25 protein-coding genes and 1 pseudogene are annotated in these 26,237 nt (G+C 72.9%); 10 read left to right on the top strand and 16 right to left on the bottom strand.

Annotated elements, in window-relative coordinates:
- The 5 genes from K7862_RS34320 to K7862_RS34300 form a co-directional block, all read right to left on the bottom strand.
- Positions 1–825: ATP-binding cassette domain-containing protein (locus K7862_RS34320; RefSeq protein ID WP_222969191.1), on the bottom strand; the 825-nt coding region annotated here is incomplete at its 3' end.
- Positions 822–1,694: an ATP-binding cassette domain-containing protein gene (locus K7862_RS34315; RefSeq protein WP_372461723.1), complete on the bottom strand. Its 873-nt coding sequence runs from the start codon at positions 1,692–1,694 to the stop codon at positions 822–824. The genes K7862_RS34320 and K7862_RS34315, both read right to left, overlap by 4 nt.
- Complete coding sequence (locus tag K7862_RS34310; RefSeq protein WP_222969190.1) at positions 1,691–2,605, bottom strand: ABC transporter permease; 915 nt, start codon at positions 2,603–2,605, stop codon at positions 1,691–1,693. Before K7862_RS34310 ends, K7862_RS34315 begins: the two co-directional genes overlap by 4 nt.
- Positions 2,602–3,594, bottom strand: a complete 993-nt coding sequence (locus tag K7862_RS34305) for an ABC transporter permease (protein ID WP_222969188.1) — start codon at positions 3,592–3,594, stop codon at positions 2,602–2,604. Before K7862_RS34305 ends, K7862_RS34310 begins: the two co-directional genes overlap by 4 nt.
- Positions 3,591–5,168, bottom strand: a complete 1,578-nt coding sequence (locus K7862_RS34300; RefSeq protein WP_222969186.1) for an ABC transporter substrate-binding protein — start codon at positions 5,166–5,168, stop codon at positions 3,591–3,593. Before K7862_RS34300 ends, K7862_RS34305 begins: the two co-directional genes overlap by 4 nt.
- A gap of 54 nt (positions 5,169–5,222) precedes the next feature.
- Between K7862_RS34300 and K7862_RS34295 the strand changes: the two genes are divergently transcribed.
- The 3 genes from K7862_RS34295 to K7862_RS34285 all read left to right on the top strand — a co-directional run bounded on the left by K7862_RS34295 (position 5,223) and on the right by K7862_RS34285 (position 7,782).
- Positions 5,223–6,068, top strand: a complete 846-nt coding sequence (locus K7862_RS34295; RefSeq protein WP_222969185.1) for an IclR family transcriptional regulator — start codon at positions 5,223–5,225, stop codon at positions 6,066–6,068.
- A complete protein-coding gene (locus tag K7862_RS34290; protein WP_222969183.1) occupies positions 6,065–7,147 on the top strand; it encodes a serine hydrolase domain-containing protein in 1,083 nt (360 codons plus the stop codon). Before K7862_RS34295 ends, K7862_RS34290 begins: the two co-directional genes overlap by 4 nt.
- Positions 7,148–7,332: 185 nt before the next feature.
- On the top strand, positions 7,333–7,782 hold the full coding sequence (locus K7862_RS34285) for an RDD family protein (protein ID WP_222969181.1): 450 nt from the start codon (positions 7,333–7,335) through the stop codon (positions 7,780–7,782).
- A gap of 61 nt (positions 7,783–7,843) precedes the next feature.
- On the opposite strand, the gene K7862_RS34280 is transcribed toward K7862_RS34285, so the two are convergent.
- Positions 7,844–9,913: an ATP-binding cassette domain-containing protein gene (locus K7862_RS34280; RefSeq protein WP_372461722.1), complete on the bottom strand. Its 2,070-nt coding sequence runs from the start codon at positions 9,911–9,913 to the stop codon at positions 7,844–7,846.
- A 133-nt stretch (positions 9,914–10,046) separates the two neighbouring features.
- Between K7862_RS34280 and K7862_RS34275 the strand changes: the two genes are divergently transcribed.
- Together K7862_RS34275 and K7862_RS34270 are read left to right on the top strand one after the other, a co-directional pair.
- Positions 10,047–10,838 (top strand): hypothetical protein, encoded by a 792-nt coding sequence (locus tag K7862_RS34275; RefSeq protein WP_222969179.1) that lies wholly within the window; start codon positions 10,047–10,049, stop codon positions 10,836–10,838.
- Between the two features lie 215 nt (positions 10,839–11,053).
- The gene (locus K7862_RS34270; protein WP_222969177.1) at positions 11,054–11,593 is read left to right on the top strand and encodes an EF-hand domain-containing protein; all 540 of its coding nucleotides are present in this window, start codon (positions 11,054–11,056) and stop codon (positions 11,591–11,593) included.
- A 24-nt stretch (positions 11,594–11,617) separates the two neighbouring features.
- On the opposite strand, the gene K7862_RS34265 is transcribed toward K7862_RS34270, so the two are convergent.
- From K7862_RS34265 to K7862_RS34235, 7 genes are all read right to left on the bottom strand, one after another.
- Positions 11,618–11,971, bottom strand: a complete 354-nt coding sequence (locus K7862_RS34265; protein ID WP_222969176.1) for a VOC family protein — start codon at positions 11,969–11,971, stop codon at positions 11,618–11,620.
- Between the two features lie 107 nt (positions 11,972–12,078).
- Positions 12,079–12,684 carry a LuxR C-terminal-related transcriptional regulator gene (locus K7862_RS34260; protein WP_222969174.1) on the bottom strand — a complete coding sequence of 202 codons (606 nt, stop codon included), beginning with the start codon at positions 12,682–12,684 and terminating at the stop codon, positions 12,079–12,081.
- A gap of 200 nt (positions 12,685–12,884) precedes the next feature.
- On the bottom strand, positions 12,885–13,583 hold the full coding sequence (locus tag K7862_RS34255; RefSeq protein ID WP_222969172.1) for a hypothetical protein: 699 nt from the start codon (positions 13,581–13,583) through the stop codon (positions 12,885–12,887).
- Between the two features lie 793 nt (positions 13,584–14,376).
- Positions 14,377–15,255, bottom strand: coding sequence for a hypothetical protein (locus K7862_RS34250; RefSeq protein WP_222969170.1), 879 nt, complete (start codon positions 15,253–15,255; stop codon positions 14,377–14,379).
- Between the two features lie 175 nt (positions 15,256–15,430).
- Positions 15,431–16,477, bottom strand: coding sequence for a hypothetical protein (locus tag K7862_RS34245; protein WP_222969168.1), 1,047 nt, complete (start codon positions 16,475–16,477; stop codon positions 15,431–15,433).
- Positions 16,478–16,939: 462 nt separating this feature from the next.
- The gene (locus K7862_RS34240) at positions 16,940–18,205 is read right to left on the bottom strand and encodes an MFS transporter (RefSeq protein WP_222969166.1); all 1,266 of its coding nucleotides are present in this window, start codon (positions 18,203–18,205) and stop codon (positions 16,940–16,942) included.
- The gene (locus tag K7862_RS34235) at positions 18,190–18,453 is read right to left on the bottom strand and encodes a DUF397 domain-containing protein (protein WP_222969164.1); all 264 of its coding nucleotides are present in this window, start codon (positions 18,451–18,453) and stop codon (positions 18,190–18,192) included. The genes K7862_RS34240 and K7862_RS34235 overlap by 16 nt, the downstream gene beginning before the upstream one ends.
- 126 nt (positions 18,454–18,579) lie before the next feature.
- Between K7862_RS34235 and K7862_RS34230 the strand changes: the two genes are divergently transcribed.
- Positions 18,580–21,105, top strand: a complete 2,526-nt coding sequence (locus K7862_RS34230; RefSeq protein WP_222969162.1) for a tetratricopeptide repeat protein — start codon at positions 18,580–18,582, stop codon at positions 21,103–21,105.
- A 117-nt stretch (positions 21,106–21,222) separates the two neighbouring features.
- Here K7862_RS34230 and K7862_RS34225 read toward each other — a convergent pair whose 3' ends face one another.
- On the bottom strand, positions 21,223–21,705 hold the full coding sequence (locus K7862_RS34225; RefSeq protein WP_222969160.1) for a MarR family winged helix-turn-helix transcriptional regulator: 483 nt from the start codon (positions 21,703–21,705) through the stop codon (positions 21,223–21,225).
- 139 nt (positions 21,706–21,844) lie between these two features.
- On the bottom strand, positions 21,845–22,633 hold the full coding sequence (locus K7862_RS34220) for an alpha/beta fold hydrolase (RefSeq protein ID WP_222969158.1): 789 nt from the start codon (positions 22,631–22,633) through the stop codon (positions 21,845–21,847).
- Between the two features lie 297 nt (positions 22,634–22,930).
- Here K7862_RS34220 and K7862_RS34215 point away from each other — a divergent pair, with 297 nt between their 5' ends.
- Positions 22,931–23,380 (top strand): hypothetical protein, encoded by a 450-nt coding sequence (locus tag K7862_RS34215; protein WP_222969156.1) that lies wholly within the window; start codon positions 22,931–22,933, stop codon positions 23,378–23,380.
- Between the two features lie 134 nt (positions 23,381–23,514).
- On the top strand, positions 23,515–23,646 hold the full coding sequence (locus K7862_RS38025; protein ID WP_262414238.1) for a hypothetical protein: 132 nt from the start codon (positions 23,515–23,517) through the stop codon (positions 23,644–23,646).
- 98 nt (positions 23,647–23,744) lie between these two features.
- On the opposite strand, the gene K7862_RS34210 is transcribed toward K7862_RS38025, so the two are convergent.
- On the bottom strand, positions 23,745–23,987 hold the full coding sequence (locus K7862_RS34210; RefSeq protein WP_222969154.1) for a hypothetical protein: 243 nt from the start codon (positions 23,985–23,987) through the stop codon (positions 23,745–23,747).
- A 519-nt stretch (positions 23,988–24,506) separates the two neighbouring features.
- Between K7862_RS34210 and K7862_RS34205 the strand changes: the two genes are divergently transcribed.
- Together K7862_RS34205 and K7862_RS34200 are read left to right on the top strand one after the other, a co-directional pair.
- Complete coding sequence (locus K7862_RS34205; protein ID WP_222969153.1) at positions 24,507–25,850, top strand: ricin-type beta-trefoil lectin domain protein; 1,344 nt, start codon at positions 24,507–24,509, stop codon at positions 25,848–25,850.
- A 122-nt stretch (positions 25,851–25,972) separates the two neighbouring features.
- A pseudogene (locus tag K7862_RS34200) lies at positions 25,973–26,237 on the top strand (hypothetical protein); the annotation flags it as partial.

Here is a 26,237-nt window from a genome sequence, read left to right as displayed (position 1 = left end):
GCGGCGGCGGCTGCGGCGCGGATCGGGCACGGCGTCCAGCAGCTGCCGGGTGTAGGCGTGCCGGGGGTGGCGCAGCACCTGGGCCGCCTCACCGACCTCGACCAGCCGGCCCTGCCGCATCACCGCGATGCGGTCGGCCACCTGCTGCACGACGGCGAGGTTGTGGGAGACGAGGAAGTACGTCAGGTTCCGCCGCTGCTGGAGCTCCGCGAGCAGATCGAGGACCCGGGCCTGCACGGACACGTCCAGCGCGCTGGTCGGCTCGTCGAGCACGATCAGCCGGGGCTCGACGGCCAGGGCGCGCGCTATGGAGACGCGCTGCCGCTGCCCGCCGGAGAACTCGTGCGGATAGCGGTCCTGGATGCCGGCGTCCAGGCCGACCGACTCCAGCAGCTCGCCCACGCGTTCGCGGACGTACCGCCTGCCGCGCCGGCCGCGGGCCGCCGGATCGTGGGTGACCATCGGCTCGGCCACGATGCCGGAGATCGTCAATCGCGGGTTCATGCTGGAGTAGGGGTCCTGCAGGACGACCTGCACCTGGCGGCGCAGTCGCCGCAGTTCGGCGGGGGCGAGGGCCGCGAGGTCCTGCCCGTCGAACCGCACACTGCCCGCGGTGGGTTCCTCCAGCCGCAGCAGCAGCCGGGTCAGCGTGGTCTTGCCGCAGCCCGACTCGCCGACCAGCGCGAGCGTCTCGCCCTCGCCGACCGTCAGGGACACGCCGTCCACCGCGACACTGCCGTGCCGGCCGCCGAACTCCTTGCGCAGCCCGCTCAGTTCCAGAAGAGGACGGCGGGTGCCGGGCGCGGTGCCCGTCTCGGTCGTCATGCCAGCTCCAATCGGGGGGTGGCGGCCAGCAGCCGGCGGGTGTAGTCGTCGGCCGGACGCTCGAAGACGTCGAGCACGTCGCCGGTCTCCACGACCCGGCCCTGGTGCATGACGGCCACCCGGTCCGCGGTCTCCGCGACCACGCCGAGGTCGTGGGTGATCAGCAGGACGGCCATGCCGTGCCGTTGCTGGAGGGACACGAGCAGGTCGAGGATCTGCCGCTGAACGGTGACGTCCAGGGCGGTGGTCGGCTCGTCGGCGATGAGCACGCGCGGCCGGCCCACGAGGGCGCCGGCGATCATCACGCGCTGGCGGAGGCCGCCGGACAGCTCGTGCGGGTACTGCCGGAACCGGCGCTCGGGGTCGGGAACCCCCACCTCGTCCAGTGCCTCCAGGGCGGCCGCGCGGGCCGCCGCCCGGGACAGTCCCTGGTGGTGGCGCAGGACTTCGGCGACCTGGACGCCGACCCGGCGCAGCGGGTCGAGGCTGGTCATCGGGTCCTGGAAGACCATGGCGATGTCGCTGCCGCGGATCCGGCCGAGTTCCTTGTCGGGAACGGTGAGCAGGTCACGGCCCTCGAAGAGGATCCGGCCGCCCGCGTAGACGCACGGGGGCTGAGGGTTGAGCCGCAGCACGGACAGCGCGGTGGCCGTCTTGCCGCTTCCCGACTCGCCGACGACGGCGAGCGTCTCGCCCTGCGCCAGGCGCAGGCTGACGCCGCGGACGGCGTGCACGGTGGTGGTGTCCAGGCGGAAGTCGACGTTCAGGCCGTCGATCTCCAGCACCGGCTCGGTCGTGGGCGGGCCCGCGGTCACGGGTGCGCCGGCGGTGCGGGGTTGGTCGCTGGTCATCTGCCTGTCCGTGGTCATCGGCGGTACGCCTTCGGGTCCGCGACATCCCGCAGGGCGTCGCCGGTGATGTTGACGGCGAGCGAGGTGAGCATCAGGGCGATACCGGGGAAGACCGCGACCCACCACGAGGTGCCGAGGTAGAGCTGGCCGTCGGCGAGCATCGACCCCCAGGTGACGGTCTCCTTCGGAACGCCCAGTCCCAGATAGCTCAGTGACGCCTCGGCGACGATCGCGGCGGCGACGTGCAGCGTTCCGATGGTGGCCAGCGGCGCCATCACGTTGGGCAGCAGATGGCGGCGCATGATGGCGACGTCCGTGACGCCGATCGCGCGGGCCTCGGTGACGAAGTCGCGCGAGCGCAGCGACATCACCTCCGAGCGGACCACGCGGGCGTACGAGACCCAGCCGGTGATGCCGAGGACGAGGATCACGTACCACAGGCCGGACCCGAAGAAGCCGACGATGGCCAGCGCCAGCAGGATCGACGGGAAGGCGAGCTGCACGTCCGCGAGCCGCATCAGCACGCGGTCGGGCCAGCCCCCGAAGTAGCCGGCGGCCAGGCCGATCACGGTGCCGATCACGCCGGCGAGCAGCGCGGCTCCGGCGCCGACCAGGAGCGAGACGCGGGTGCCGTAGACGACCCGGGAGAGCATGTCGCGGCCGAGCTGGTCGGTGCCCAGCAGGTGGGCGGCGCTGCCCCCGTGCTGCCAGGCGGGCGGCTTCAGCCGCATCAGGAGGTCCTGCGCGTTCGGGTCGTCGGGTGCGAGCAGCGGGGCGAAGACCGCGGCGACCAGGAGGACGGCCAGCACGGCGAGCGCAACCGCGGCGAGCCGGTTGCGCAGCAGCGCGGCCGGGACGGCCGGGCGCCTGCCGCGCGCCGCCGGGCGGGCGGGGGCCGCGGCGGGCGCGGCCGGTGATGTCAGCGTCATCGGGAGGTCCTCACTCTCGGGTCGAGGAGGCTGTAGGAGAGGTCGACCAGCAGGTTGACCACGACGAAGGTGGCCGCGAAGAACAGCACGGTCGCCTGGACCAGCGGGAAGTCGCGGTTGGAGATGGCCTCGATGGTCAACTGGCCGACTCCCGGCCAGGAGAAGACCCGCTCGGTGAGGATCGCGCCGCCCAGTAGGCTGCCGACCTCCAGACCGATGACGGTGACCACCGGCAGCGACGCGTTGCGCAGGCCGTGCGTGAGGACCGTCTTCACCGGCCCGAAGCCCTTGGCGCGGGCGGTGCGGATGTGGTCGGACGTCAGCACGTCGATGAGCGACGAACGCAGCAGCCGCGCGACGACCGCGACGGAGTAGACGGACAGGGTGACGGCGGGCAGCACGAGGTTGGCGAAGGTGCCGTACCCGGAGGCGGGCAGGGCGTGCAGCCCGACGGCGAACACCAGGATGAGCAGGATGCCCACCCAGAAGGGCGGGGTGGACTGCCCCAGCAGGACGCCGGTCATGATGCCGCGGTCCGAGGCACGCCCGCGGCGCATGGCCGCCACGATGCCGGCGGGCAGGGCGATGACGAGGGTCACCACCAGGGCCGCCGCGGCGAGTTCCAGGGTGGCCGGCAGCCGGTCGGCGAGCACCTGGCGGACGGGCTCGTTGTAGGTGATCGAGGTGCCGAAGTCGAAGTGGAGCAGGCCCCACAGGAAGTCGAGGTACTGCGAGATCAGCGGCCGGTCGAGGCCGAGACTGGCGCGCAGCGCGTGCTCCTGCGCGGCGGTGGCGTCCGGCGGGAGCAGCACCTTGACCGGGTCGCCGGAGAGCCGGACGAGGAAGAAGGACACGGTCGCGGTGCACAGCAGCACGAGTAGCGCCGTGCCGAGCCGTACCAGGACCGCGCGCAGCAGTCCGGCGCGGGAGCCCGGCCGGGGCCGGGCCGTCCCCGCCGTGCGCGGCGGCCGGAGGGTGAGGTCGCTCATCGGGAGATCTCCGCACTCTGCATGGCCAGGACGCCGGCGGGTCCCGGCTTCCAGCGGGGGCGGTCGTTGCGGGCGTAGATGTTGTCGATCTGGTAGAGGGGGACGAAGGGCGCCTCCTGCTGGATCAGCCGCTGCAGGTCGGCAAAGGCGCGTCGGCGCTCGGCGGGATCGCCGGAGAGTTCCTCGACGTCGATGAGGTGGTCCGCGTCCTTGTCGTGCCACCTGCTCTGGCGGCGGTCGCTGCGGACGTTGGACTGGAGCATGCTCTCCCCGTCAAGCGTCCAGACGGTGCTCGCGGCCAGGTACATCGGTCCCAGCGCGCCGTGGTCGTCGGAGGTGAGCCGGTCGGCGTAGGTGCCGGGGTCCAGGAGCTCGACCCTGGCGTGCACGCCGGCCCGCGACAGCAGGCCGGAGATCGCCTCCGCGACGTTGGAGTCGACGTTGGAGGCCGTCAGCGAGGTCGAGAAGCCGTGCGGGTACCCGGCCTCCGCGAGGAGGCTGCGGGCGGTGTCCACCGACCGCGTGAACGGTCTGAGCGACGGGTCGAAGCCGAAGGCGCCGCGGGGGATCATCGCGGGCACCTCGGTGGCCTTGCCGCCGAGCACCGCCTTGATGAGCAGCGGCACGTCCACGGCGTGGTTGAGCGCCTGCCGCACCCGGCGGTCCTCGAGGGGCCCGTGGTCGAGGGTGTTGAGCGAGAGGTACGAGGTCCTGATGCCGGTGAAGCCGTCGAGTCTGACGCCGCCGTAGCCGTCCAGCTGCTGGGCCGCGTCCGGGGTGAGGCCCGCCGCCAGGTCGACCTGGCCGCTCTGCAGGGCCGCAAGTGAGGACGAGGGGTTGGGCTGCGGCATGAACACCAGCCCGTCGACGTGCGGCCGCCCCTGCCAGTGGCCGGCGAAGGCGCGCATGCGCAGCTCGTGGTCGCGCTGCCAGCGGACGAAGGTGAACGGCCCGGTGCCGACGGGGTGTTCGGCGAACCCCGCGTCCCCGACGCGGGCCAGGTAGCGCGGCGGGACGATCACTCCGCCGAAGAGCGAGAGCTTGTCGGGGAGGATCGGGTCGTGCACGGTCGTGTGCACGTCCACGGTGAGCCGGTCGACGACGGTCACGTCCTTGACGTACCGCAGCTCGACGATCGGTGACTTGGTGGCCGGGTCCAGGACGCGTTCGATGCTGAACTTGACCGCCGAGGCGTCGCAGGGTTCGCCGTTGTGGAACGTGACACCGGGACGCAGGGTGAAGCGCCAGGTCGTCGCGCCGCGTGCCGCCCAGGAGAGGGCGAGCCGCGGGTGCAGAAGGTTGTCCTGCCCGCGGGTGGTGAGCGTGTCGAACATGTTGATCAGGGCGTTCATGGAGGTCATGTCGCCCTGTTTGTGCGGGTCCATGGTCTTGGGGTCACCGGGCTGGGACACCCGCAGCACGTTTCCCGCACTGCTGGCGGGGCTGGTGCCGCACCCGGTGAGCAGGGCCGGGGCCGCGACGGCCGGGAGCAGCAGGCCGCCGAGCCGCAGGATGTCGCGGCGGGCCGGACGACCGGGGTCCACACGCCTCCCCAGACGGAGTCGTCGTTCCATTGAGCAGCACATCCGTTCCGGCAGATGGAATGATGATGCGCTAAGCTAAGCGACATGGCGAAGACGGTCAACACTCCGTTCAGCGAGCAGGGCCGCCCCAAGGGCCCGATCGACAAGGCGATGGAGGTGCTCGAAGCACTCGTCGAACCCGGCGGCCCCCATCGGCTCGGCGACCTCGCGCAGCGCACCGGCCTGACCAAACCGACCGTCCACCGCCACCTGCAGACCATGGCCGAGTTCGGCTTCGCCCAGCCCCTCGACGGCGGCCGCTACCAGGTGGGTCCACGGCTGCTCGGCCTTGCCGCCGCCGCCCTCCACGACGACCAGGACCTGCGGCTGGCCCGCCCCGTCCTGGCCGAACTGCACCGCCGCACCGGCCAGTTCGCGCACTACGCGGTACGGCACGGGGACGACGCGGTACACCTGGAGCAGTCCGAGGCGCCGCCGGAGTTCCGGATGGGCGTGCCGCCCGGCGGCCGCACGCCCCTGCACCTGAGCGGAGTCGGACTCGCCATGCTCTCCGCGCTGCCCCCGCACGAGTGCGCCGAGGTGCTGGACGCCCTGCCGCCGGACGCCTGCGACGGACACCCGCTCGGCGACGCCGCCGCGATCCGGGCGGTACTCCAGGAAGCCGCCGAAGTCGGCTACGCGGTCGACGACGGGTACGGCGAACCGGACGTGCGCTCGGTGGCCGCCCCGGTCCTCGACCGGGCAGGACACGTGGCCGGCGCGGTCGGCATCTCCGGGCTGACCTTCACCCTCGACGAGGAGAGCGTGCGGCTGTTCGGCCCTATGGTGCGGGCGGCCGCGCGTGCCGTCTCCGCCGGCCTCGGCGGACGCGCCCCGGCCCTCGGCGTGGCGGGCCGGACGGCGGGGCAGCGGTACGGGGAGCGGGCGTGAGCCCCCTCGGCGACCTGCTCCGAGCCGGACGGGACCGCGGGATCTACTCGGCGGCGGCGTGGTCGGTGGGCGATGACGCCGCCACCCTGGACCGCGGCTGGACCGGCACCCGGAGCTGGGACGGCGAGGCGCTGGACGGAAGCGACCTGTGGGACCTCGCCTCGGTGACCAAACCGGTGGTGGGCCTCGCGGTGATGGCCCTGGCCGACCGGGGCGCCCTGCGGCTGACCGACACCGTCGGCGACCACCTGCCGGAGTACCGCGACGGCGACAAGGCCGGCCTGACGGTGCGACAGCTCCTGGCCCACACCTCGGGCATCCCGGGCCAGGTCCCGCTCTACCGCGAACACCCCACGCGCGCCGCGCTCCTGGACGCGGTCCGCCTGCTGCCGCTGACCGCGGCACCGGACACCCGTGTCCAGTACTCCTCGCAGGGATTCATCATCCTGGGCCTGATCGCGGAGGCCGCCGCGGGGGAGCGGCTGGAGGACCTGGTACGGCGGCTGGTGTGCGAACCGCTCGGCATGGCGGCCACCGGATTCCGGCCGGACGACCAGGCCCGGCGGCGCGCGGTGGCCACCGAGGACTGCCCCTGGCGCGGCCGGGTCGTCACCGGAGAGGTCCACGACGAGAACGCGGCGGTGCTCGGCGGAGCGGGCGGCCACGCGGGCCTGTTCGCCCCGCTCGCCGACATGGAACGCCTGGGCAGGTCCCTGGCCGGCGGCGCCCGGGAACTGCTCCGCCCCACCACCTTCGCCACGATGACCGCCGTCCACACCGAGGGGCTGGGCCTGCGCCGCTGCCTCGCCTGGCAGGGCCAGGACCCCGCGGACTCGCCCGTCGGCCAGTCCTTCGGCCCGGACTCGTACGGGCACACCGGCTTCACCGGCACCAGCATCTGGATCGATCCCGCGACCGCCCGCTACGCCGTCCTCCTGACGAACCGCGTCCACCCCGCACGAACCGGCGACGGCATCAGCGCCGTCCGCCGCGCCTTCCACGACGGCGCGGCGGCCCTGTCCCGCGTCGACGACCCCGCGCGGACCGCCGCGGACGCGGCGGGAGGCAGTCGGGCCTGACGCCTCCGCGAGCGGTTTTTCCGCTGGTCATGTGACCTGCTTTACTCACCGCCATGAGCGAGAACCAGCCACCGTACGGCGGTACTCCGGGGGGGAATCCCGGAAACGACGGTCAGCATTCCCCTGCCTCGGACACCTTGGGAACGCCCGGTCCGCCGGTCCGGTACGCCCCGCCGCCCCCCTCCGTGGGGACCGCCGGGCCCGCGAGCCCCGGCGACGGCCCGCAGGACCTCGAGGCCCCGGGCCCGGCACCGGGGAACGGGCCGCGACCGGCGCACTGGGGCTGGCGGGTGCTCTCCGCGCTGATCGACAACGCGATCGTCGCCGTACCGACGTACACGGTGCGGTACTTCCTCGCCGGTCCGGTCGCCCCCACGATCGGCCTGATCGTCTGGGCGGCCATCGCCCAGGTCGAGGGCACCCGGGGCCAGACGCCCGGCAAGATGGTCGTCGGCACCAGGACGGTGCGCGAGGCGGACGGCGGGTTCCTGGGTTTCCGGCGTGCCTTCTGGCGGCGGTTCGCGCACATCCTGGACGCGAGCGCCTGCTTGCTCGGCTACCTGTGGCCGCTGTGGGACGACAAGCGCCAGACCTTCGCCGACAAGGCCGTCCACTCGATCGTCGTCAGGCCCTGACTCCCCGGCCTGTCCGCGGCACACTGGCGCCCCCCTACCTTGGGGGCGTGGCCCTCCGGCGTCACGGGCTGACGTCGAACACCGCGTCGCCGTCCTCGGTCGGCACCAGGGCGGCGGCCGGTGCGCCGCAGGCCGGCCCGGCGCCGTGCGGTGGCGGCGGGACGCTGGCGGCCGGCGCGGGCGCGTACTGGGCGGCCTGGGCGTCGAACATCGCGGCGTAGCGTCCGCCGGCGGCCATCAGCTCGTCGTGGGTGCCGTGTTCGGCCAGCCGGCCCTGGTGCAGGACGAAGATGCGGTCGGAGTGGCGGACGCCGGACATCCGGTGGGTGACCAGCACGACGGCACGGTTGGGGGCGACGAGGCGGCGGATCCGCTCGAACGCGGCGATCTCGGCCTGCGGGTCGAGGGCCGAGGTGGGTTCGTCGACGATGAGGACGCCGTCCGCCCGTGAGGTCGCGCTGCGCCAGTGGGTGCGGGCCAGGCCCAGCTTCTGCCACTCGCCGCCCGACAGTTCGATGGCGCCGCGGAACACGCGGGCCAGCAACGTCCGCAGCCCGTCGGGCAGTTTGGCGACGATGGGACCCGCACCGGCGTAGTCGACGGACGCCTGCAGGCCGTCCGGCCCGGCGTTCGATCCGGCGGCGTGCGTGGGACGGCCGATGCGGATGTTCATGCCGGCGGTCACGGGCCAGCGCTGGAAGTCCTGCGTGAGCAGGGTGACGCGCTCGAAGACCTGCGCGCGGTCGAGCCCGGTGATCTCCGCGTCGCCCCAGCACAAGGTGCCTTCCTGGGGGAGCAGCAGGCCGGACAGGAGCTTCATCAGAGTGCTCTTGCCCGAGCCGTTCTCGCCGACCACAGCGGTCACCGAACCCATCGGCAGGGTGAGCGACACCGCGTCCAGAGCCGCGCTCTCGCGGTCGGGGTAGCGGTAGGTGACGCGGTCGAGCACGATCTCCCGCACCTCGTCCGGGAGTGCCGCGCCCCCGTCCGGAATGGCCCGCTGCGCGGCCTGGACCAGAAAGCGGCCGTGGTCGCGGACGTACAGGGACTCCTCGTGGAGCTGGTTGACGTTCATCACCAGCGCGCCGAGGCTCGCCGATCCCGAACGGACCGCGATGACGGCGGTCCCCGCGACGGCCAGGGACATGTGCCCGCTGGCGATCAGCCAGAACATGGTCCCGTAGGTCGTCGCCATGGCCAGGCCGGACAGGGCGGCGGCCACCCATTCGGTGAGGGCCTTGCTGGAGGCCAGCCGTTCCGCCTCGGCCTCCGCGCTCTCGGCCATGCTCGCGTAGCGGCTGAGCAGAAAGGGCCCGACGCCGTGCACGCGCAACTCCTGGGCGGCGCTGCGCTCGGTGAGCAGATTGCCGATCAGACGGCCGGCCCGGACGTGTTCCAGCCAGCTCATCACCGACACGTAGCGTTCCTGCGCCACGCGCATCGCCCCCCAGCCGCGCGGGGCGGCGATGAGGATCAGCATGGGCAGCAGCAGCGGGTGCAGCACGGTGAGCACCCCCGCGGTGGTGATCAGCGAGATCACACCGTTCAGCGCCGCGACGCAGGCACTGATCATGCGCCGGGCGGAGGCCGGGCCGTACTGGGCGACGTCCACGAGCCGGCGGAAGTCGGGATCGTCGATGGCCTCCAGCTCGACCATGGCGGCCGCGGCCAGATACTGGGTGGTCGCGATGCGCTCGACCAGGGGTTCCAGGCGGCCGGCCCGGGACGTCGACCAGCCCGCGAGCGCCGAGTTGACGACGGCGACACCGGCGGCGGCCAGCAGACCGGGCACCAGCGCGTGCAGCCGGTGACCCGCCGTGCCCGTGCCGCCGAGCAGCGCGTGCATCACGGCGTTGATGGCGAGCAGCCCGACGGCCGCCGCGGCGCCCTGCCCGATCTCGCTGATCGCCACCGCGACCAGAGCGCGGCGGTCGGCGTTCCACGCGATGCGCAAGGTCGCCCCGACCAGCTTCGGCATGGACCGCAGCGCGGACATCATGGTCAGGTCGAGCGTGGCGTGTTCGTGGTGGGACCAGCCCATGTCGTAACGCAACGGCCCGCCGAACAACTCGCGTTCGGCCTCCGACACCCGGGGTTCGGCCATCCGCACCCGTCCGAAAAACCTCTTCACCAAGCCCTCCCGCCCCTCGGCCAGTTCAGGAGTGACGGTGCCATTTGCGCGGTGTTGTCCACAGCGTGGTATTCGGACGTGGTGCCGCCGGCGGGCCCTACAGTGAGGGGACCAGGCCAGGGGGGGAGCCGCAGTGATCGGTGAGCCGGAGATGTCGGATGTGGCGGGGAACGAGCCGCCCGGGGAACTGCTGAGCGATGCGGACGGCGGCGCCGCCGGGGACGGGGGCACGCGGCGAGCCCGTCCGTGGCTCTGGGCGGCCGGCGGCATCGCGGTGGCCTCCGCGGTGTGGGCGGCGGCCCTCCACGTCTCCGGCGGCACGGCTCCCGACCTCCACGGCTACCACCTCGCCGGCAACCCGTGCGACGGCGCCGCGCTGAACGCTCTCACGACCGCCCTGAGCGGGAACGACTTCACCGCGTCCGACGCCACGCTGAGCAGCGGGCCGGCCCTGGACACCGTGTCGTGCGTGCTGAACGCCACGGAGCCGCCAGGGCACGGATGGGCGACCGACTACACCGTCACCGTCAGCGTGGAACTCCACAAACGTACCGATCCGCGCGCCGAGTTCGAGAACCCCCGCCACGCCCGGGTCTCGAACGTGCCGTCCCGCCGTACGAACGCGAGCGCGATCCTGGCCGTCGGGGCCGGCGGCGACTCCGCGAGCGCCGACCAGGTGCATCCCGTGTCGGGAGTGGGGGACGAGGCCTACTTCGTCGAGCCCCTGCCGTCCCACCAGTCACTGGCGGTGCTGAGCGGCGGCGCGGTGCTCACTCTCCAGGTCAACGCCTACAGCCGCTGGAACACCCCGGGCACCGAACCCGATGGCGGCGGCAGCCCACCGCAGCCGGCCCCCGATCTGACCCGCTTCCGCCCGGCGATGACCACGGCGATGCGTCACCTGATGACCTCCCTGGCCTCCTGACCGCCGGCAGCCGGGATCCGGCAGCCCGACCGGGAAACAGCCGCCGGCGCCGGTGCGGGCCGCTCGTGGTGATCCCTTGCGGGTGATCGTTCGCGCACATGTGCCCGTGGGGGATCCGGGGTGTCCCGCCCTAAGGTTGCAGGTGGGTGGCTACTCCCCGTACGCGGGTGGTCGCCGGGTGGTCATGGTGCGGTGCGGCACGCAGGGAGGGGCAGATGGCCAGCGCATTCCAGGAGAGCAAGCTCAGGGGGATGTTCGACGCCTTCGACGTGGACGGGGACGGTTATCTGCGGGAGGAGGACTTCCGGGCGCTGACCGCCCGCTGGAGCAGGCTGCCGGGCGTCGACCCGGGGACCGAACTCCGGGCGCGGGTCGAGGACTTGATGATGGGCTGGTGGGCGGTCCTGCTGGAGGTGGGGGACGCTGACGGGGACGGCGCGGTCGACATGGGCGAGCTGCTCACCGTCGTCGACAGGCTGCCGGGCATGGTCGGGGACGTCACCGCGACGGCGAACGTCGTCTTCGACGCCATCGACACCAACAGCGACGGCCGCATCTCCCCCGAGGAGCACCGCCGGCTCGTCGAGACGTGGAACGGGCAGACCGTCGACATGACGGGTGTCTTCGACGTGCTCGACCCCAACGGGGACGGCTATCTCAGCCGTGACGAGTTCGCCCTGCTGTGGCGGCAGTTCTGGACCAGCAACGATCCGTCCGAGCCCGGCAATTGGCTCTGCGGGCGGTTCGCGGCGTAGGGCACGCCCGCAGCCTTCCCCCGGTCAGGCGGGCTGCCACAGTTCGATCCGGTTGCCCTCCGGGTCGGTGACCCAGCCGAACCGGCCGACGCCGGCCATGTCCTGCGTCTCACCGGCCACGTCCGCGCCCCTGGCGCGCAGTTGCGCGAGCATCGCGTCCAGGTCGCGGACACGGAAGTTGAGCATGGTCTGCTGGCCGGGGGACCCGAAGTAGTCGGTCCCGGACTCGAAGGCGGCGAACACCGTCGGCCCGGCGTCCGGGTGCCACAAGCCGTGCTCGTCGGCGTCCAGGCCCAGGCAGTCGCGGTACCAGGCACCCAGGGCCGCCGGGTCAGCGGCCCGCAGGAAGTACCCACCGATTCCCAGTACACGTTCCATGCCGTCATCCTGCCAGCCCGCACGCCGGGCGGACGGCACCCCTGCCGTGTCCGCCGCCCCGGGCCGGGGCCTGACCCGTCGCGTCGGAGAAGGCGGCGCACGGGAGTTCACTCGTGCGGAGCCCTTGCACGGGGTGGCCAGGTTGCGGGGTCGAGCAGCCCGGTCACATACGCGCGGGCGACGAGGGCCGCCCGGCTGCGGGCGGCGAACCTGCGCCGCAGCCGGTCGATGTGGTAGTCCAGGCCCTGCCGCGACAGGTGCAGTTCCCGGCCCAGTTCGACGTTCGTCAGGCCGACGGCCAGCGCCTCGACGATGCGCGTCTCGGCGGCGGTGAGGGACGGGGGATTCGGGACGGCGGCCTGCTGGGCCGGCACCGGAGCGGCCGCCAGCGGGAACAGGCAGCAGATCACGCACGTGCCGGGCGGTCCGGCCGGCCAGGTCACCGCGCGCACCGGCACGCGCCGGCCGTCGGGGCGGTGCACGGCCGTGATCGTGTCCGCGTAGCCGTCCGGGCGAGCGGTCCGGCGGGCTTCGAGCTGCGTACAGGCCTTGGGCGGGAGCAACCTGTGCAGGGGCGCGCCCGTCAGACTCTCGGCGGGGCGGCCGGTGAGACGGGCCGTCGCCGGATTGGCCTCCTGGACGACCGCGGCGGAGTCGGTGACCAGGGTCGGCGTCCAGGCGCGGTCGAAGAGCGCGAGCGTGATGTCGATCATGCTTGCGTGGTGCTTCCGGGTGGCGCGGGTCAATCCTGCCGGGGGACGGGTTTCACCGCGCGGGTTGAGGCATTCCACGCGGAAGAGGTAATCCGGGTTTGAGGATTTCCGGCGGCGCCCCCAGAGCATCGACCTCCGGGGAGGGCCGCCGGGGGAGTTCCGGAGCACGGCATCCGACGTCTTCCGGCCTCCCGTCCGTGTCAGCCGTCGATACGTCGGTGCAGTGCCGGGGCGTATGCCGCGAGGCGGCGGAGGAGGGCCTGGCCGATGTGGTCGGCCTCGTCGCGTTCCAGCAGGGCGAAGACCTCGCGGCGCAGGTCCGGGGGCAGGTCGTGCGTGATCCAGATCCGCACGGACCGGCGCAGCCAGGCACGCTGGAGGAGCACGGCGGGGTCGTCGTCCGACGCGGCGGCGGTCCCGGTGGCGGCCTGGAGGACGGCGGCCGGATCGTCCGGTCCGGCCGACGAGAGCAGGCGGCGGCCCAGCACCACCGGCGCGGTGCCGCCTCCTGGACGCACATGCCGCGCGATGGCGTACCGCTCGGCTGAGGTGAGTGTCCGGCCCAGCCGCTGCGTCTCGGCCTCGACCTGTGCCAAGTACGCCGTGCGGGCCTGGCGTTCGCCGCGTGTGAGGGGGTCCTCCGCGCGGGCGGCCGCGCTCCAGGCGGCCCGGAGCCGGGCCTTGAGCAGCGCGGGCCAGACGTCGTACCGCTGCCAGTCGATGCGGCGGACCGCCTGATAGACCTCCCAGAGGATCTGGCCCTGGAAGCCGTCCCGGTCCGCCCCCGGCGGCAACCGCGCGGCCTGGGTACGGGCGGTCCGCAGCGCCCACGGCCACAACACCTCCAGGAGCAGGTCGCCGGCCGAACGGCCCGAGGCGTCCGGTGAGCCGGCCGGCATGTCACCGAGGGCGGGCTCGTCGCGGCTGCCGAACCCGGAGCGGCAGCCGGGGTGGCCCCTGCCCGTGTGCTCGGCTGCGGCAGCCGGGAGGTCGATGCCACTGCGATCGCATCCCAGGGCGCGTTCGGCGAGGGAACGCAGTCCGGTCGCGACCCACGACGGATCGAAGGGATCGGCGGCCCGCTCGCCACCGTCCGCCTTGTGCCGCCGCGCCGGCCGCGCCGACGGTGCCGGGCCGGCCGCCGGGACTCCGGGAACGCCGGGACCGCCTCCGGGAACGCCGGGACCGGAGGTTGTCGTCCGGGAGCGGAACGCCCCCTCCCGAACCGGGAATTCGATGTCCGCGGGGTGCTCGCGTCCCCGCCCGTACGGTTGAGGGGACGCGGACGGCGTAAACATATCGTGCGAGGTGCGCGGCGTGATGTGCGGCGGGTCCGTGCGGGCGTACGGCTCGTGGCCGCCCCGCACCTCCGGGCCGCCGGGCGCCATGGCTGCTGCGGGTGCGTCCCGGCCTTCCGGCCCGTCCTGCGCGCGATGGGTGCCGTGTGGGCTCCGCGCCGTCATGGAGACCTCCCTTGCTGCGGTGCTTGCCGCTGTCGTGCGCCTGCGAGTCGTGCGTCTGCGGGTCGTGCGCCTGGGTGAAGCTCGTGATGCGGGTGACGTCCGGCCGGTGCCCGACGGTTACATCGCCGGGCCCTCCGGCCGGGAACTCGTCGGCTCGGCAACCCGGTTCCGCGGAGACGTCACGGCGGAGCCGCGGCCCGGCGACCGGCAAGGCTCGCCGAAACCGCCGTCATCCGGTCGGGACGACCAGCGCCCGCGTCAGCCCATCCAGAGGGACGGAGGTGACACGGGCGTCCGGCGAGGACCACCCGGCATCGATGTCGTACGCCAAGGGGACGCGGTCGCCCGCCTCGACCTCGACGAGGACGGTCGGGCCCGGCGGGTGGCGCACCGCCGTCCCGGCCACGAGGGGAAGGGCGGTGAAGGCCAGGGCCACGCGTGGCATCGGGGCCAGGAGGACGAACGTGCCGCGGTGGAGCGGGAAGGAGCAGTAGGGCGCGGGGAGTTCCGGGCCGAACCGGTCGGGGGCCCGCTGGGCGGCACCGCACGCCTGCGGGGTCGCCGCGGTGCTCCGGACGGTGACATGACGGGGGTCGCCCGATGCCGGGTTGACGGAGGTCAGCGCGTTGTCCGCGACGTCGAGCACCTGGCCGAGGGCGACCGGCCGCATGTCCCACCCTCCATCGGGTGAGCCGTTCGCATTCCGGCCGGTCGCGGCGTATCCGCACAACGACGCGGTCCATGTGAGGGTCGTGGCCGGGCCGTACGCACCACCGATCGCCCAGACCAGCGGCACACCGTCGGCCGTGTCACAGCGGACGGCGTGCATCAGACACAACCGGTGGCCGCCGGCGCCCAGTTCCCTGACGGTCGCCGGAGGAATGGTCAGGGAGATCTCGTAGGGCGGGTCGGCGGCGGCGTCCCGGTCCGGCGCACCGGCGCCGGCGCCTGCCCTGGTGGCCGGCTCCACGACGGCGGCACCGCGAGGCACGGGCGCGGTGGCCGCGGCCCGCCTGGTGGCCAGAGCCGCCCCCGGCTGTGGGCGTGCCGCGGCTGTCGGTTCAGCAGCCGCCGTCGCGGTGAGCCGTGCCGGTGCCGTCCGCTCCATGCCACCCTCCCCGTTGCCCTCGCCCCCGCCTCGCCGTCACCTGTCCGGCGGCCCCCACCCCTCGCTCGGCCAGGCTTCCTGCGGCCGTCCGGCCGCCGCTCCGTCCGCCCGCCGCTCCGTCCGGCCTCCCGGCCGTGCCGCCACGCACGGCCGGGAGCCCGCGGAGCCGCCCTGCTCAGAGGTCGTCGGCCCGCTGGATCTTCGCGAAGTCGTACGGGTTGTCCGGCGAGCCGGGCACGTACGTGCACTTGACCTGCCACATCTCGGAGGTGTTGTCCGCGTTGCGGTAGGTGGCCAGGTAGATGCCTCCCCTGACGACCGGGGGCGCGTTGTCCGCGACCGGTGTCAGGCGGCAGGCCAGCGAGTTGGCGTCGGTGAAGCCCGACTCCGACGTCGCGATGAGGTTGATCGGGTGGTACCAGCGCGCGGACGACGGCGTCCAGATGCCGATGGACCGTACGGGCTCGGTGGCGAACGCCGAGGCGGGGCTGTCCGCGCTGTCGGTGGTGGGCACGATCAGTGTCTGGACGAACTGGTCCGCCGGGATGTCGGAGGCCACGTTGCCGGTCCAGGACCAGCCCTTGTTGATGTCGTACTGCAGCGTGGCCGCGTTCTGCGTGGTCAGGTCGACGAGAACGGCCGGGCCGATGGAGCTCTCGATGACCATGCCCTGCTCCAGCGGCGCGGCGGCGAAGACCAGCGCCACCTTCTGCAGCGGGATCATCAGGTCCATGTTCTTCCCGTAGAGCGGGAACGCGCAGACGGGCGCCGGCTCGCTGCCGCCAGGGCCGGGCTGTGCCAGGCCCGTGGTGAACGGCGTCGTGGTGAGGTTCCGGGCCGTGATGCCCTGCGGGGTGCCGCCGTTGCTCACGGACACCAGCGCGTTCGCGGAGACGTCGAGGAACTGGCCGAGGTTGATCTGGGCGGTGTCGCTGCCCATGAAGTTCACGCCGTTGCGGATCTCCTGGGTCGAGGCGTACGCGTAGTACTGCTCGGTCCAGTTGATCTTCGTCAGCGCCGAGTACCGGCTGGTGGCGGACCACACGGTCGGCTTGCCGCCGCCGACCGCGCTCTGCACCGCCTTGAACATGAAGAGCTGGTAGCGGCCGTTGGCCAGCGCGCTGACCGTGGTCGGGGACATGGTGATGTCGATGCTGTACGGGCTGCCGGTGACGTTGACGTACGGCAGAGGGGCGTCGGAGTTCATGGTGCTGTCGGCCATGGCGCCCACCTCCTTCGGTGTGGGCCGGACCGATCGTCGGTCCGGCATCACCCGTTCCAGTAGGCACACCCCATCGCACCCCGGGCCGACGCGCGCGCGTGTCCCGGGCTTTGGCGGTGCCGAAACCAGGCAAACGCCAGAACTCCGCGGTGCGGAGGTCACGCTGAGAAGTCCGGAGCGCGTCCGACGCCGAGCGTTCATCACGCCGGGAAGCCGGCGCCGGACAAGTGGAATGCCCGCCGCGATTCTCGCAGTGCGGCATAATGAGCCGCCCCCGCTATTTCGCAGGGGAATTCCGTTTTCTTCCCGGTGTGGCCGGATATGTCACCCTTCGGTTGCTCCGGGCATGTCACTTTCGAATATGCCCATGTTGCACGGGGTCAACTTCCGTCATTCGCCGCACTGCTGACACATTGCTTTCGAAATTGGCCGAATCGACGCGGAGTTCGAAGTCGTCGCCGACTATTGCGGTGCGGCGGCACGCCGCTGTTTGAGCGCCGAGGGCGCGGTACGGCGCCAGGGGCGGTGGGCCACCACGGTGAGGACGAGGAGTGCGACGGCGGCCCACAGGGGCGTGCGCAGGTCGCTCTGCCGGGCGGTGAGGCCGCCGGCGAGCGCGCCCAGCCCCGCGGCTCCGATGCCGAAGAGGCGGAAGGCGGACACGACGCGGCCGAGCAGATGGTCGGGGGTCAGGGCCGCGCGGGCGGAGCTGGCGGCGACGCTCATCAAGGTCGAGGCGGCGCCGATGAGCCCCAGGAACCCTGCGATGGCGATGGGCTCGTGGACGGTGGCGATGCCGAGCCAGGCGAGCGCCTGCAGCGAGGTGGCGAGCGTCATCGTCTGCCGGTGGTCGAGGTTGCGGGTGATGGAGGCGGCCCGCCAGCCGGTGGCGATGCCGCCGAGGGCGCCGAGGGCGAGCAGGATGCCGTAGCCGGAGTCGGCGATGTGCAGGGGGCCGGTGACGTAGAGGACGAAGGTCGCCATCGCGATGTTGTAGGCGAAGTTGTAGGCGGCCATGGTCGCGGCCAGTTCCCGCAGCTGCCGGGTGCGCCGCAGGTGCGTGAGGCCCTCGCGGATCGCGCTGAGCAGCGGCTGTGGCGTTCCGGCGGCCGGCATTTTCGGCAGGCGGCTGATGCACAGCGCGGAGGCGGCGAAGGAGAGCGCGTCGCCGGCGAACGGGAGCGAGCGCCCGGCGGCGAAGGCCAGGGAGCCGCTGGACGGTCCCAGCAGCGAGCGGCCGACGGTGTCGATGGACCAGTAGCGTCCGTTGACCTTGGTCAGCACCTCCTTGTCGCGTCCGGCCAGGATCGGGATGACCGCCTGCGAGGACGCGTCGAAGAAGCAGCCGGCGATGCCGGTGAGCAGAACGACCGTCACCAGCACGAGCAGGCCGGCGTGTCCGGTGGCGACGAGGAGGGCGAGCAGGCCCACGAGGCAGGCCCGCACGAGGTCGGCGGCGAGCATGACCCGGCGGCGCGGCCACCGGTCGGCCAGCGCTCCGGCGGGCAGTCCGGCGATCAGCCAGGGCAGGTAGAAGGCGGCGGTCACCGTGGAGACGGCGAGCGGGTCGCGGGTGAGCGACGCGGCGAGGAGGGGGGTGGCCACCTGGAAGGCGCCGTCCCCCGTGACGGAGACACCGGCTGCGGCGAGCAGGGGGGTGAGGGGAGCGGCGTCCCGCGCGGCGGCCGGGTCGACCGCGCGGGAGCCGGACCTCAGAGAGACAGCCACTCGGGAACGAAATCGTCGTGGTGCAGGTCCTGGACGAACGACGTCCACGCCTGCCGGCCGAAACTGAGAATGGGACCGTTGCCGTTGTCCTTGGTGTCGCGGACACCGATCACGGTGGGGGTGACGGCGACCTCGACGCAGCCGGCTTCACCGCTTCCCGTCGCCTTGAACCAGAATGCGCCGTCGAATGTCGATTCGGACACGGAATCCTCCAGGTAGGGAGAGGGGCCGTCGGGGATTACGGCCATGGAGCCAGTGCCCGTGACGACCGGCAAGAGCCGCGGTCGCATATCGGCCAGAACCCCCGCGCGAGGAGGCAAAAGGCGTCTAGACTCCTGTGGTTGGTGAGATGTCGTGATGACTGTGAGGCAGTGATGGACGCGGCGCTGGCCACGGTGGCCGTCACGGCGGGCACGACGCTGGTCACTCTGACGGTCACCGCCGTGTGGCAGCGCGCACGCACGGGGGCGACGACGCTCGCACGCCGGCTGCGCCACGGCCGGGCCGCCGACGCCACCGGCCCCTCCGGTTCGGCGTCGCACCCGTCCGGCTCGGCATCCCGGCACCTCGACGGCCGGGCCGCCGCCGATCCGGAATCCGTATCGGAAGCCGGACCTGAACCATTCCGGCACGGCGGACCGCGGCACGTTTATCGCGACCATTCCCACGCGTCCGGCGACCCGTTCGCCCATTCGTCGGACCGCGAAACCGATTTGTGGCAGGAGTCGGTCCGCACACCCCGGGTGGAAAGCCCGCCGCGGGTCTTCCGCGGCCGTGAGGAACTCCGGGCCGCGCTGACCGCGGCCGCCCACATACCGGGGACGCCGCACGTGCTCCACGGCATGGGTGGCAGCGGCAAGACCGCGCTGGCCGCCGAGATCTTCCGCGCCGCCGAGGCGGCCGGCCTGACCGGCCTGTGGGTGGTCGCCGCCGACCGGGCGGGCCTGCGGCGCGGGATGCTCGCCGTGGCCGCCGAACTCGGCGCCGAGCCAGCCGACTTGAAAGCCGCGCACGACGGGCGGATGGCCGCCGCCGACCTGGTGTGGCGGCACCTGGCCCGGGCCGAGCGCTGGCTGCTGGTCATCGACAAGGCCGACCATCCCGAACTCCTCGACGGCTGGCTGCGGTCCAGCCGCACCGGCGCGGTCCTGGTCACCACACGCCGGGCCCGCGCTCCCCAGTGGCAGAACGCCACCCTCCACCGGCTCGACGTCCTGCCGCCCGAGGACGCGGCCCGGGTCATCACGGACTTCGCTCCCGGCCGCGGCACCCCGCAGGACGCCCTCGACCTGGCGAACCGGCTCGGACGCCTGCCCCTGGCGCTGCGGCTGGCGGGCAGCTACCTGGAGCGCCAGGCGCTGGAGACCTGGTCCCTGAACGACTACCGGGCGCGCTTCGAGCGCGACGGCACCGAGCTGGCCGACCAGGGCGCCGAACTTCCCTTCATCGAGGACGCCGGCGCCCCCGCCACCGAGGGGGAACTGCGCCAGCGGCTCTCCTGGACCTGGCAGATCACGCTCGACGACCTGGACGACCGGGGACTGCCGGAAGCCACCACCCTGCTCCGCCTGCTGTCCTGCTGGAGCCAGGCACCCGTCCCCCGTGCGGTCCTGTCCGGGCACCACCCGGCCCCCGACGCCGAACCCGCCACGGGCGAGCGCTTCTGGGACCGGGCCGAGACGGCGCTGCGGGCGCTGCTCGACAACTCCCTGGTGTCCGCGCACTCCTACGCCGGGCCGTCGCCGCAAGCGGGGACGACGCCCTGCCTCCAGGTGCACGGCCTCGTCCTGGAGAGCGTCCACGCCGGTATCGAACCCGACGAACGTCCCGAGTACCTGCGCACCGCCGTCCACTTGCTGGGGGCGGCCCTTCCCGGCGAGGCCTCGCCCGCGGACTTCCCGCGCCTGCGCCTCCTCGTCCCGCACGTCGCGGCGCTCCTGCACCACGTGGACCCCGCGACGTGCCCGCAGGCCGCGGCGCTCGGCGTACGGACGGCCCAACTGGTGTGCGAGGCGGGGGACTACCGCGGCGCCGTGGAACTGGCCACGCTCACGGGCGACGTCTCGGAACGTCTCCGCGGCCCCGACCACCCCGACACCATGGCCGCCCGCCACCACCAGGGGGACTACCTCCGCCGTCTCGGCGCCTACCACGCGGCCGAGCACGTCCTGCGTCGCGTGCACGCCCGGCGGGCGGCCACCCTGGGCACGCGCCGGCACGAGACCCTGGAGACCGCGGCGGCGCTGAGTTCGACGCTGTTCCTGATGGGACGTTCCGAGGAGTCCCTCACGTGGATCCGGCGGGCCATCGACGGGCAGCGGCGCACCCTGGGCAACGATCATGCCGAGACCCTGCGCAGCCGCGCCTACGCGCTGGAGTTCCTGGCCCATGCCGGCCGCACGGAGACGTTCCTGCGCGACGGGCCCGCCACCATCGCCGACGCCGAGCACAGCCTCGGCGCCGACCATGTGGTCACCGCCATCGCCTACAGCAACTACGCCTACGGCCTGCTGCGCACGGACACGCCCAAGGACGTCAAACTCGCCGCCGCCGAACGGGCCCTCCAGGCGCGCGTCCACCTCTACGGTGAGGGCCACCCGCTCGTGCACTCCGCGAAACTCGTCCTCAGCTGGGCCCGATCGCAGGCCGGGGACCACATGTCCGCACTCGCCCTCATGCGCGAAGCCCTGGACGGGCGTGAACGTTTCCTCGGCGCCTCGCATCCCCTCACCGTCAAGGCCCGCGTGCTCTACGCCGAACGGCTCTCCGAAGCCGGTGACACCGGACAGGCCGCCCGTCTCCTCCAGGACAACCTCCCGCAGGCCGAGGCGCTCTACGGCCCCCATGACCTGGACGTCCAGCGCGCGACGGAACTCCAGCGCCGGCTTACGGCCCGGTGATCGCCGGACTGCCCGCGGGTCTGGGACTCCGGTCCGTCCTCGGCTTCCCGGTCCGCGGTCGCCCGTCCCCGGTTCTCTGTTTCCGGCTCCCTGACCCCGCTTCTCAGTACGCGGTTCTCAGTCCGCGGAGTCGGCCGCGCTGTCGAGGGACCGGGTGAGCTGCCGCAGAATGCGGTCGAGGGCCTGCAGGTCCGCGGCGTCCAGGCCGGCCGCCGCCTGGATCTCCGCCGGGATCTTCCGGGCGGGCTCGCGCAGCTCCTCGCCCGCCTCGCTGAGCCCGATGACGACCGAGCGCTCGTCGCTGACACTGCGCGACCGCGTGATCAGGCCGGCCGTCTCCAGCCGCTTCAGCAGCGGCGAAAGCGTTCCCGAGTCCAGTCGCAGCAGGGCGCCGAGGCCCTTGACCGTGGTCTCGCCGTGCTCCCAGAGCGCCAGCATGACCAGGTACTGCGGATAGGTCAGCCCGGTCTCGCGCAGGACGCTGCGGTACACCGCGTTGAAGGCCCGCGAGGTGTTCTGCAGCGCGAAGCAGATGTGCAGGGCCAGCCGCAGCGGGTCGTCCCCGCCGGTGGCGGGCTGGTCGGCAGCGAGATCGGACATGGTTCGAGCCTACTGTTCCGTTGCGTTCGACGGATGGTCGAGCCCTGGGAGAGGTCGGGACGGGGGGACGGGGGAGGGCGGGAGCGGACCGTGCGCCGGCCGGGCGGACCGAGCCGCGGTCCGCCCGGCGCCGGGGGGGTCAGCCGGCGATGTGCCGGGCGGCCTGCTCGATCACCTCGGCGACGACGTCCGGCCGGGAGACGGAGACCGCGTGCGAGGCGTCGACCTCGGTGACGTGGGAGCCGGCCCGCTCGGCCATGAACCGCTGGGCGGCCACCGGGATGTTGAGGTCCTCGGTGGTCACGACGTCCCACGACGGGATCGACGTCCAGGCCGCGTCCGTGGCCTTCTCCTCCAGGGCCGCCTGGGCGATCGGGCGCTGGGTGGCGGCCATCAGCGCGGCCGCGTCGGCGGGCACGTCCGCGGCGAACTGGTGGTGGTAGGCGTCGGCGCGGATGTAGAGGTCGGTGCCCGTGCTGCCGTCGGTCTGGGTGAAGGGGACCGGGTCCAGCGCCCCGGGCAGCGTGGAGCCCGGGAACCGGCCGGTGAGCTCGAGGGCGCTCTCGCCGGGCTCCGGCAGGAAGGCGCCGACGTAGACCAGGGCCTTGACGTTCTCGGCGCCGACCGCGGCCTGGCTGATCACGGAGCCGCCGTAGGAGTGGCCGACGAGCACGACCGGGCCTTCGAGGTGGTCGACGAGGCTGCGCACCGAGGCCGCGTCGGAGGCGGGACCGCGCAGCGGGTTGGCCGCGGCGACGGCCCGGTAGCCGCGGTCCCGCAGCCGGGCGATGACGCCGTTCCAGCTGTCGGAGCCGGCGAACGCGCCGTGCACCAGGACGACGGTCGGCTTGGCGCCGCCGTGGCCGGCGGTCGCCGCACCCTCCGTGGCCTGCGCGGAGCTGGTGGAAGCCGGGGTGTTCTCGGTCATGACGCGTCCCTGTCGTGAGGTGGTGCTCGACGTTCCCCCGGTGAACGGCTCACCGGAGGTGGTGCCTGGTCGCCGCCTGCTGTGAGGCCCGGCTGCGACCGCTGAGAAAAAGATAGCGCGCAACTCAGTTGTGCACAACTCATTGAGAAGAGGTCGACATCATCCGGCGGCAGATGGGGCGCACGGGCCGGGTGTGACGTTTTCGCGCGCTGCTGCGGTTCACAAAGGGGTGCCGCGGGAGGGCGGGACCCACGCGGATCCGGGGGAGTCCGTGCGGTGGACTGGGGAGGGGACCACATGACGGCGGGCACGGGGAATGCGGAGAACGGGCAGGTCCGAAGTGCCGGGGGTGAGGGACCGCGATGGGCGGCCGAAGCGGTGGCGCTCGCCGGTGGGGCGGGCGGGGCGCGCGGCGGGATCCGGCTCGACTACTCGGTGCGCAGCCTCGTGCTCGTGGACCGCGTCATCGACGGTGCGCGCCGGCAGGAGGCGACACGGGAGAAGGTCGCGGGAGCCCTGCTCCGGTTCGGCGCTTACACGGGTGAGGTGCTGGTGAGGTGCGCGGGCGCCCAGTGGGTCGACTTCGGTGCGGCCCAACGGCTCGTGTTCGGGCAGCCGTTCGGGACACGCACCCCCGACGGGCGGGTGTGGAACCCGCTCGGCAAGGCGTTCAAACGGTTCGACTACGGCGCCGAGGAGTCGCTGCACCGCTTCGCCCTCGCGGTCCTGGGTGCGGCTCACCCATGAGCCGGGAACCGCGGGCCGAATCGGCGGCTGAGGGAGCTCGGGGAACGGCGGGAGCAGAGCCGCTGGATCGCCTTCAGGCGCTGACAGGGTGGCGGGAGCCCCGGCGGGAGTACGACTGGCCCGGGGTCCTCTCGATGTCCGAGCCCGAGCTCGTGCTCCGGGTGATCACCGACCCCGCGCTCACGCCGTTCATCGTCGCCGATCCCCGGTTCCCGCCCGCGTTCCAGTCCGAGGCGGGCAGCTCGCCGGATCCGCCGCCGGAGTGACGCGCCGGCCACGACGGGCGCGTCACCGTGGCCATGAGAGTGAGGCCCCGCCACCCCGGCGGGGCCTCACCGCTCTCGGTCGAAGGCTCCGCGAGCGATCAGTCGGTCACCGCCACCTGCCACACGATGGCCAGGCCGGGCGGGGCCAGCAGGACCCAGTGTGCGGTGAGACCCGGCAGCACCTCCGCCCGCAGGCCGACGCCGTCCGGTGTCCCGACGCCCAGCGCGGAGGCGTCCGCGAGACGGTCCAGCGCCTCGTGGATCTGCTCCTGCCGCTCGGCGCCGTACGTGCCCAGTTCCTTGGCGACTTCGGCCGTGGTCGTCACTCGTACGCCGTTCACTCGTCCACCACTCCTCGCTCGTCCCTGCGGGTGCGCTGCCCGCGTGTCTCGCGGAGCCCACTCCTTCCGCGTCGCCTGCCCGCGAACGCCGCCACCAGGCACGTCTGTCGTTCGTCCGATCGTGGAGTGTTTCTGAAACGTGTCATGCTCCGCATTTCGGGCCCGAGCGCGACGGCCGACGACGGGGCGTCCGAGGCCCGACGGTGACGGGGTCGGCAACGCGGGCTCGAACCAGAGCCCGGCCCGGCAGCCGGGCCGGTGCGAGCTGACCGAAGTTTTACCTTCTGGAGTCAAGGGTGTTGTGCTCCGCCACTCAGCTGTTGGCCGCCTCCAAGTTGCGAACACACCGGTCAGAGGCCCGAGTTCGGGATTCCCGGTTGTCCCTGGTGAACCCCTGCTTGATCCATCAGTAAGGTTTCCTGTCGTTTCTCTTGACGGCATGTCATGAACGCGCGCAGACTCCGCTCTGCTCGGCCACCTGAAACACTCCCCGCCCACCGGCCTCACACGGAGCCCCCCATGCGTTTCAGAAACGGCATCGCCCCCGCCGCCACGACGGCCGTCGCCCTCGCGGCGGCCTTCCTCGGCACCACGGGTCAGGCCCACGCGGCCACGGCCCTCCCGGCCCACTTCGCCGCGCCCTATCTGCAGATCGACGGCAACACCGCCAACGACATGGCGTCCGACATGAACGCCACCGGCCTGAAGTACTACACGCTCGCCTTCCTCATCCCGCGGTCCGGCTGTACCGCGCAGTGGGAGGCCAGCGGCGACTCGGTCGGCGCCTACACGTCGCAGATCAACGCGCTGAAGTCGGCCGGCGGCACCGCGATCATCTCCTTCGGCGGAGCGGAGGGCGGCGAACTCGCCCAGACCTGCACCTCGGTGTCCTCGCTCACGGCCGCCTACGCCAACATCGTCAACACCTACGGCATCACCCGCCTCGACTTCGACATCGAGGGCGGCACCCTCGGCGACAGCGCCGCCAACCAGCGCCGCAACCAGGCGCTCGCCGCGCTCCAGGCGCAGAACCCGTCCGTGCAGGTGGCCTACACCCTCGCCGTCGACCCCGGGGGCCTGCCCTCGCAGGAGTACGGCGTGCTCAGCGACGCCAAGAGCAAGGGCGTCAACGTCAGCGCCGTCAACATCATGACCATGGACTTCGGCGACGGCGAGAACGCCCTGGCCGACGCCGAGTCCGCCGCCCGCGGCACCGCGAGCCAACTCGCGGGCCTGTACGGCATCTCCACCTCCGCCGCGTACAACCGCATCGGCCTGACCCCGATCGCGGGCCAGAACGACGACAACGAGTACTTCTCGCAGTCCGACGCCCAGACGCTGGAGAGCTTCGCCGCCTCCAACGGCGTCCAGGAGCTGGCCTTCTGGGAGGTCGACTACTACGACAAGCCCGCGGGCTACGCCTACTCGCGGATCTTCAACCAGCTCACCACCGGCAGCACCGGCGGCGGCGGTACCGGCAAGACCGGCCAGATCAGCGGCTACGGCGGCAAGTGCGTGGACGTGGCCGGGGCCAGCAGCGCCAACGGCGCGGCCGTGCAGCTCTACGACTGCAACGGCACCAACGCCCAGCAGTGGACGGTGGCGTCCAACGGCACCCTGCAGGCGCTCGGCAAGTGCATGGACATCACGGCCGCCGGCACCGCCAACGGCACCCAGGTGCAGCTCTACGACTGCAACGGCACCGGCGCGCAGGTCTGGCAGCACCAGTCCAACGGCGAACTGATCAACCCCGCCTCGGGCAAGTGCCTCGACGCCACCGGCCCCAGCTCGGCCAACGGCACCCGCCTGCAGATCTGGACCTGCTACGACAGTGCCAACCAGCAGTGGAGCATCCCGAGTTGATCGAAGGCTGATCCACGGCCGAAGTCCGTTCCCGGACCCAAGCCGAGCCACGGATCGACCCACCGGGCCCGCGGCGCCCGATCAGGACACCGCGGGCCCATCGGGCGCACTACCATCTGCCGGTGCGCTCTCTCCGCCTCCGCGTGAACCCCACGCCACGCTCCCGCCGCCCCCTCCTGGCGGCCGCCGCGGCCGGAGCCGTCCTCCTCGGCGGGCTCGTCGGCTGCGGTTCCGGCGGTTCCACCGCGACCCAGGACACGCCGTCCGCGACCGCGTCCGCCTCACCGGCGGGCGGTTCCGGCCCCGCCATCGGCACGGCCGTGGCCCCCGCCTCGCCCACGCGCCCGCCGTCCGCCTCCCCCCAGCGCACCCGCGCCCCCCGGACAC

This window comes from Actinacidiphila acidipaludis, assembly GCF_019890725.1.
GTDB classification, from domain to species: Bacteria; Actinomycetota; Actinomycetes; order Streptomycetales; family Streptomycetaceae; genus Actinacidiphila; species Actinacidiphila acidipaludis.
The sequence above is the reverse complement of the archived record's forward strand: the minus strand, read 5'-3'. Positions and strand labels throughout refer to the sequence as shown.

Bases quoted from the DNA above. Each gene is read 5' to 3' on its own strand.
- K7862_RS34270 (WP_222969177.1), top strand. From the start codon at position 11,054: ATGGCCAGCGCATTCCAGGAGAGCAAGCTCAGGGGGATGTTCGACGCC.
- K7862_RS34305 (WP_222969188.1), bottom strand. From the start codon at position 3,594: ATGAGCGACCTCACCCTCCGGCCGCCGCGCACGGCGGGGACGGCCCGG.
- K7862_RS34260 (WP_222969174.1), bottom strand. From the start codon at position 12,684: ATGATCGACATCACGCTCGCGCTCTTCGACCGCGCCTGGACGCCGACC.
- K7862_RS34250 (WP_222969170.1), bottom strand. From the start codon at position 15,255: ATGGAGCGGACGGCACCGGCACGGCTCACCGCGACGGCGGCTGCTGAA.
- K7862_RS34295 (WP_222969185.1), top strand. From the start codon at position 5,223: ATGGCGAAGACGGTCAACACTCCGTTCAGCGAGCAGGGCCGCCCCAAG.
- K7862_RS34315 (WP_372461723.1), bottom strand. From the start codon at position 1,694: ATGACCACGGACAGGCAGATGACCAGCGACCAACCCCGCACCGCCGGC.
- K7862_RS34205 (WP_222969153.1), top strand. From the start codon at position 24,507: ATGCGTTTCAGAAACGGCATCGCCCCCGCCGCCACGACGGCCGTCGCC.
- K7862_RS34245 (WP_222969168.1), bottom strand. From the start codon at position 16,477: ATGGCCGACAGCACCATGAACTCCGACGCCCCTCTGCCGTACGTCAAC.
- K7862_RS38025 (WP_262414238.1), top strand. From the start codon at position 23,515: ATGTCCGAGCCCGAGCTCGTGCTCCGGGTGATCACCGACCCCGCGCTC.
- K7862_RS34220 (WP_222969158.1), bottom strand. From the start codon at position 22,633: ATGACCGAGAACACCCCGGCTTCCACCAGCTCCGCGCAGGCCACGGAG.
- K7862_RS34230 (WP_222969162.1), top strand. From the start codon at position 18,580: ATGGACGCGGCGCTGGCCACGGTGGCCGTCACGGCGGGCACGACGCTG.
- K7862_RS34310 (WP_222969190.1), bottom strand. From the start codon at position 2,605: ATGACGCTGACATCACCGGCCGCGCCCGCCGCGGCCCCCGCCCGCCCG.
- K7862_RS34225 (WP_222969160.1), bottom strand. From the start codon at position 21,705: ATGTCCGATCTCGCTGCCGACCAGCCCGCCACCGGCGGGGACGACCCG.
- K7862_RS34300 (WP_222969186.1), bottom strand. From the start codon at position 5,168: ATGGAACGACGACTCCGTCTGGGGAGGCGTGTGGACCCCGGTCGTCCG.
- K7862_RS34265 (WP_222969176.1), bottom strand. From the start codon at position 11,971: ATGGAACGTGTACTGGGAATCGGTGGGTACTTCCTGCGGGCCGCTGAC.
- K7862_RS34235 (WP_222969164.1), bottom strand. From the start codon at position 18,453: ATGGCCGTAATCCCCGACGGCCCCTCTCCCTACCTGGAGGATTCCGTG.
- K7862_RS34215 (WP_222969156.1), top strand. From the start codon at position 22,931: ATGACGGCGGGCACGGGGAATGCGGAGAACGGGCAGGTCCGAAGTGCC.
- K7862_RS34255 (WP_222969172.1), bottom strand. From the start codon at position 13,583: ATGCCGGCCGGCTCACCGGACGCCTCGGGCCGTTCGGCCGGCGACCTG.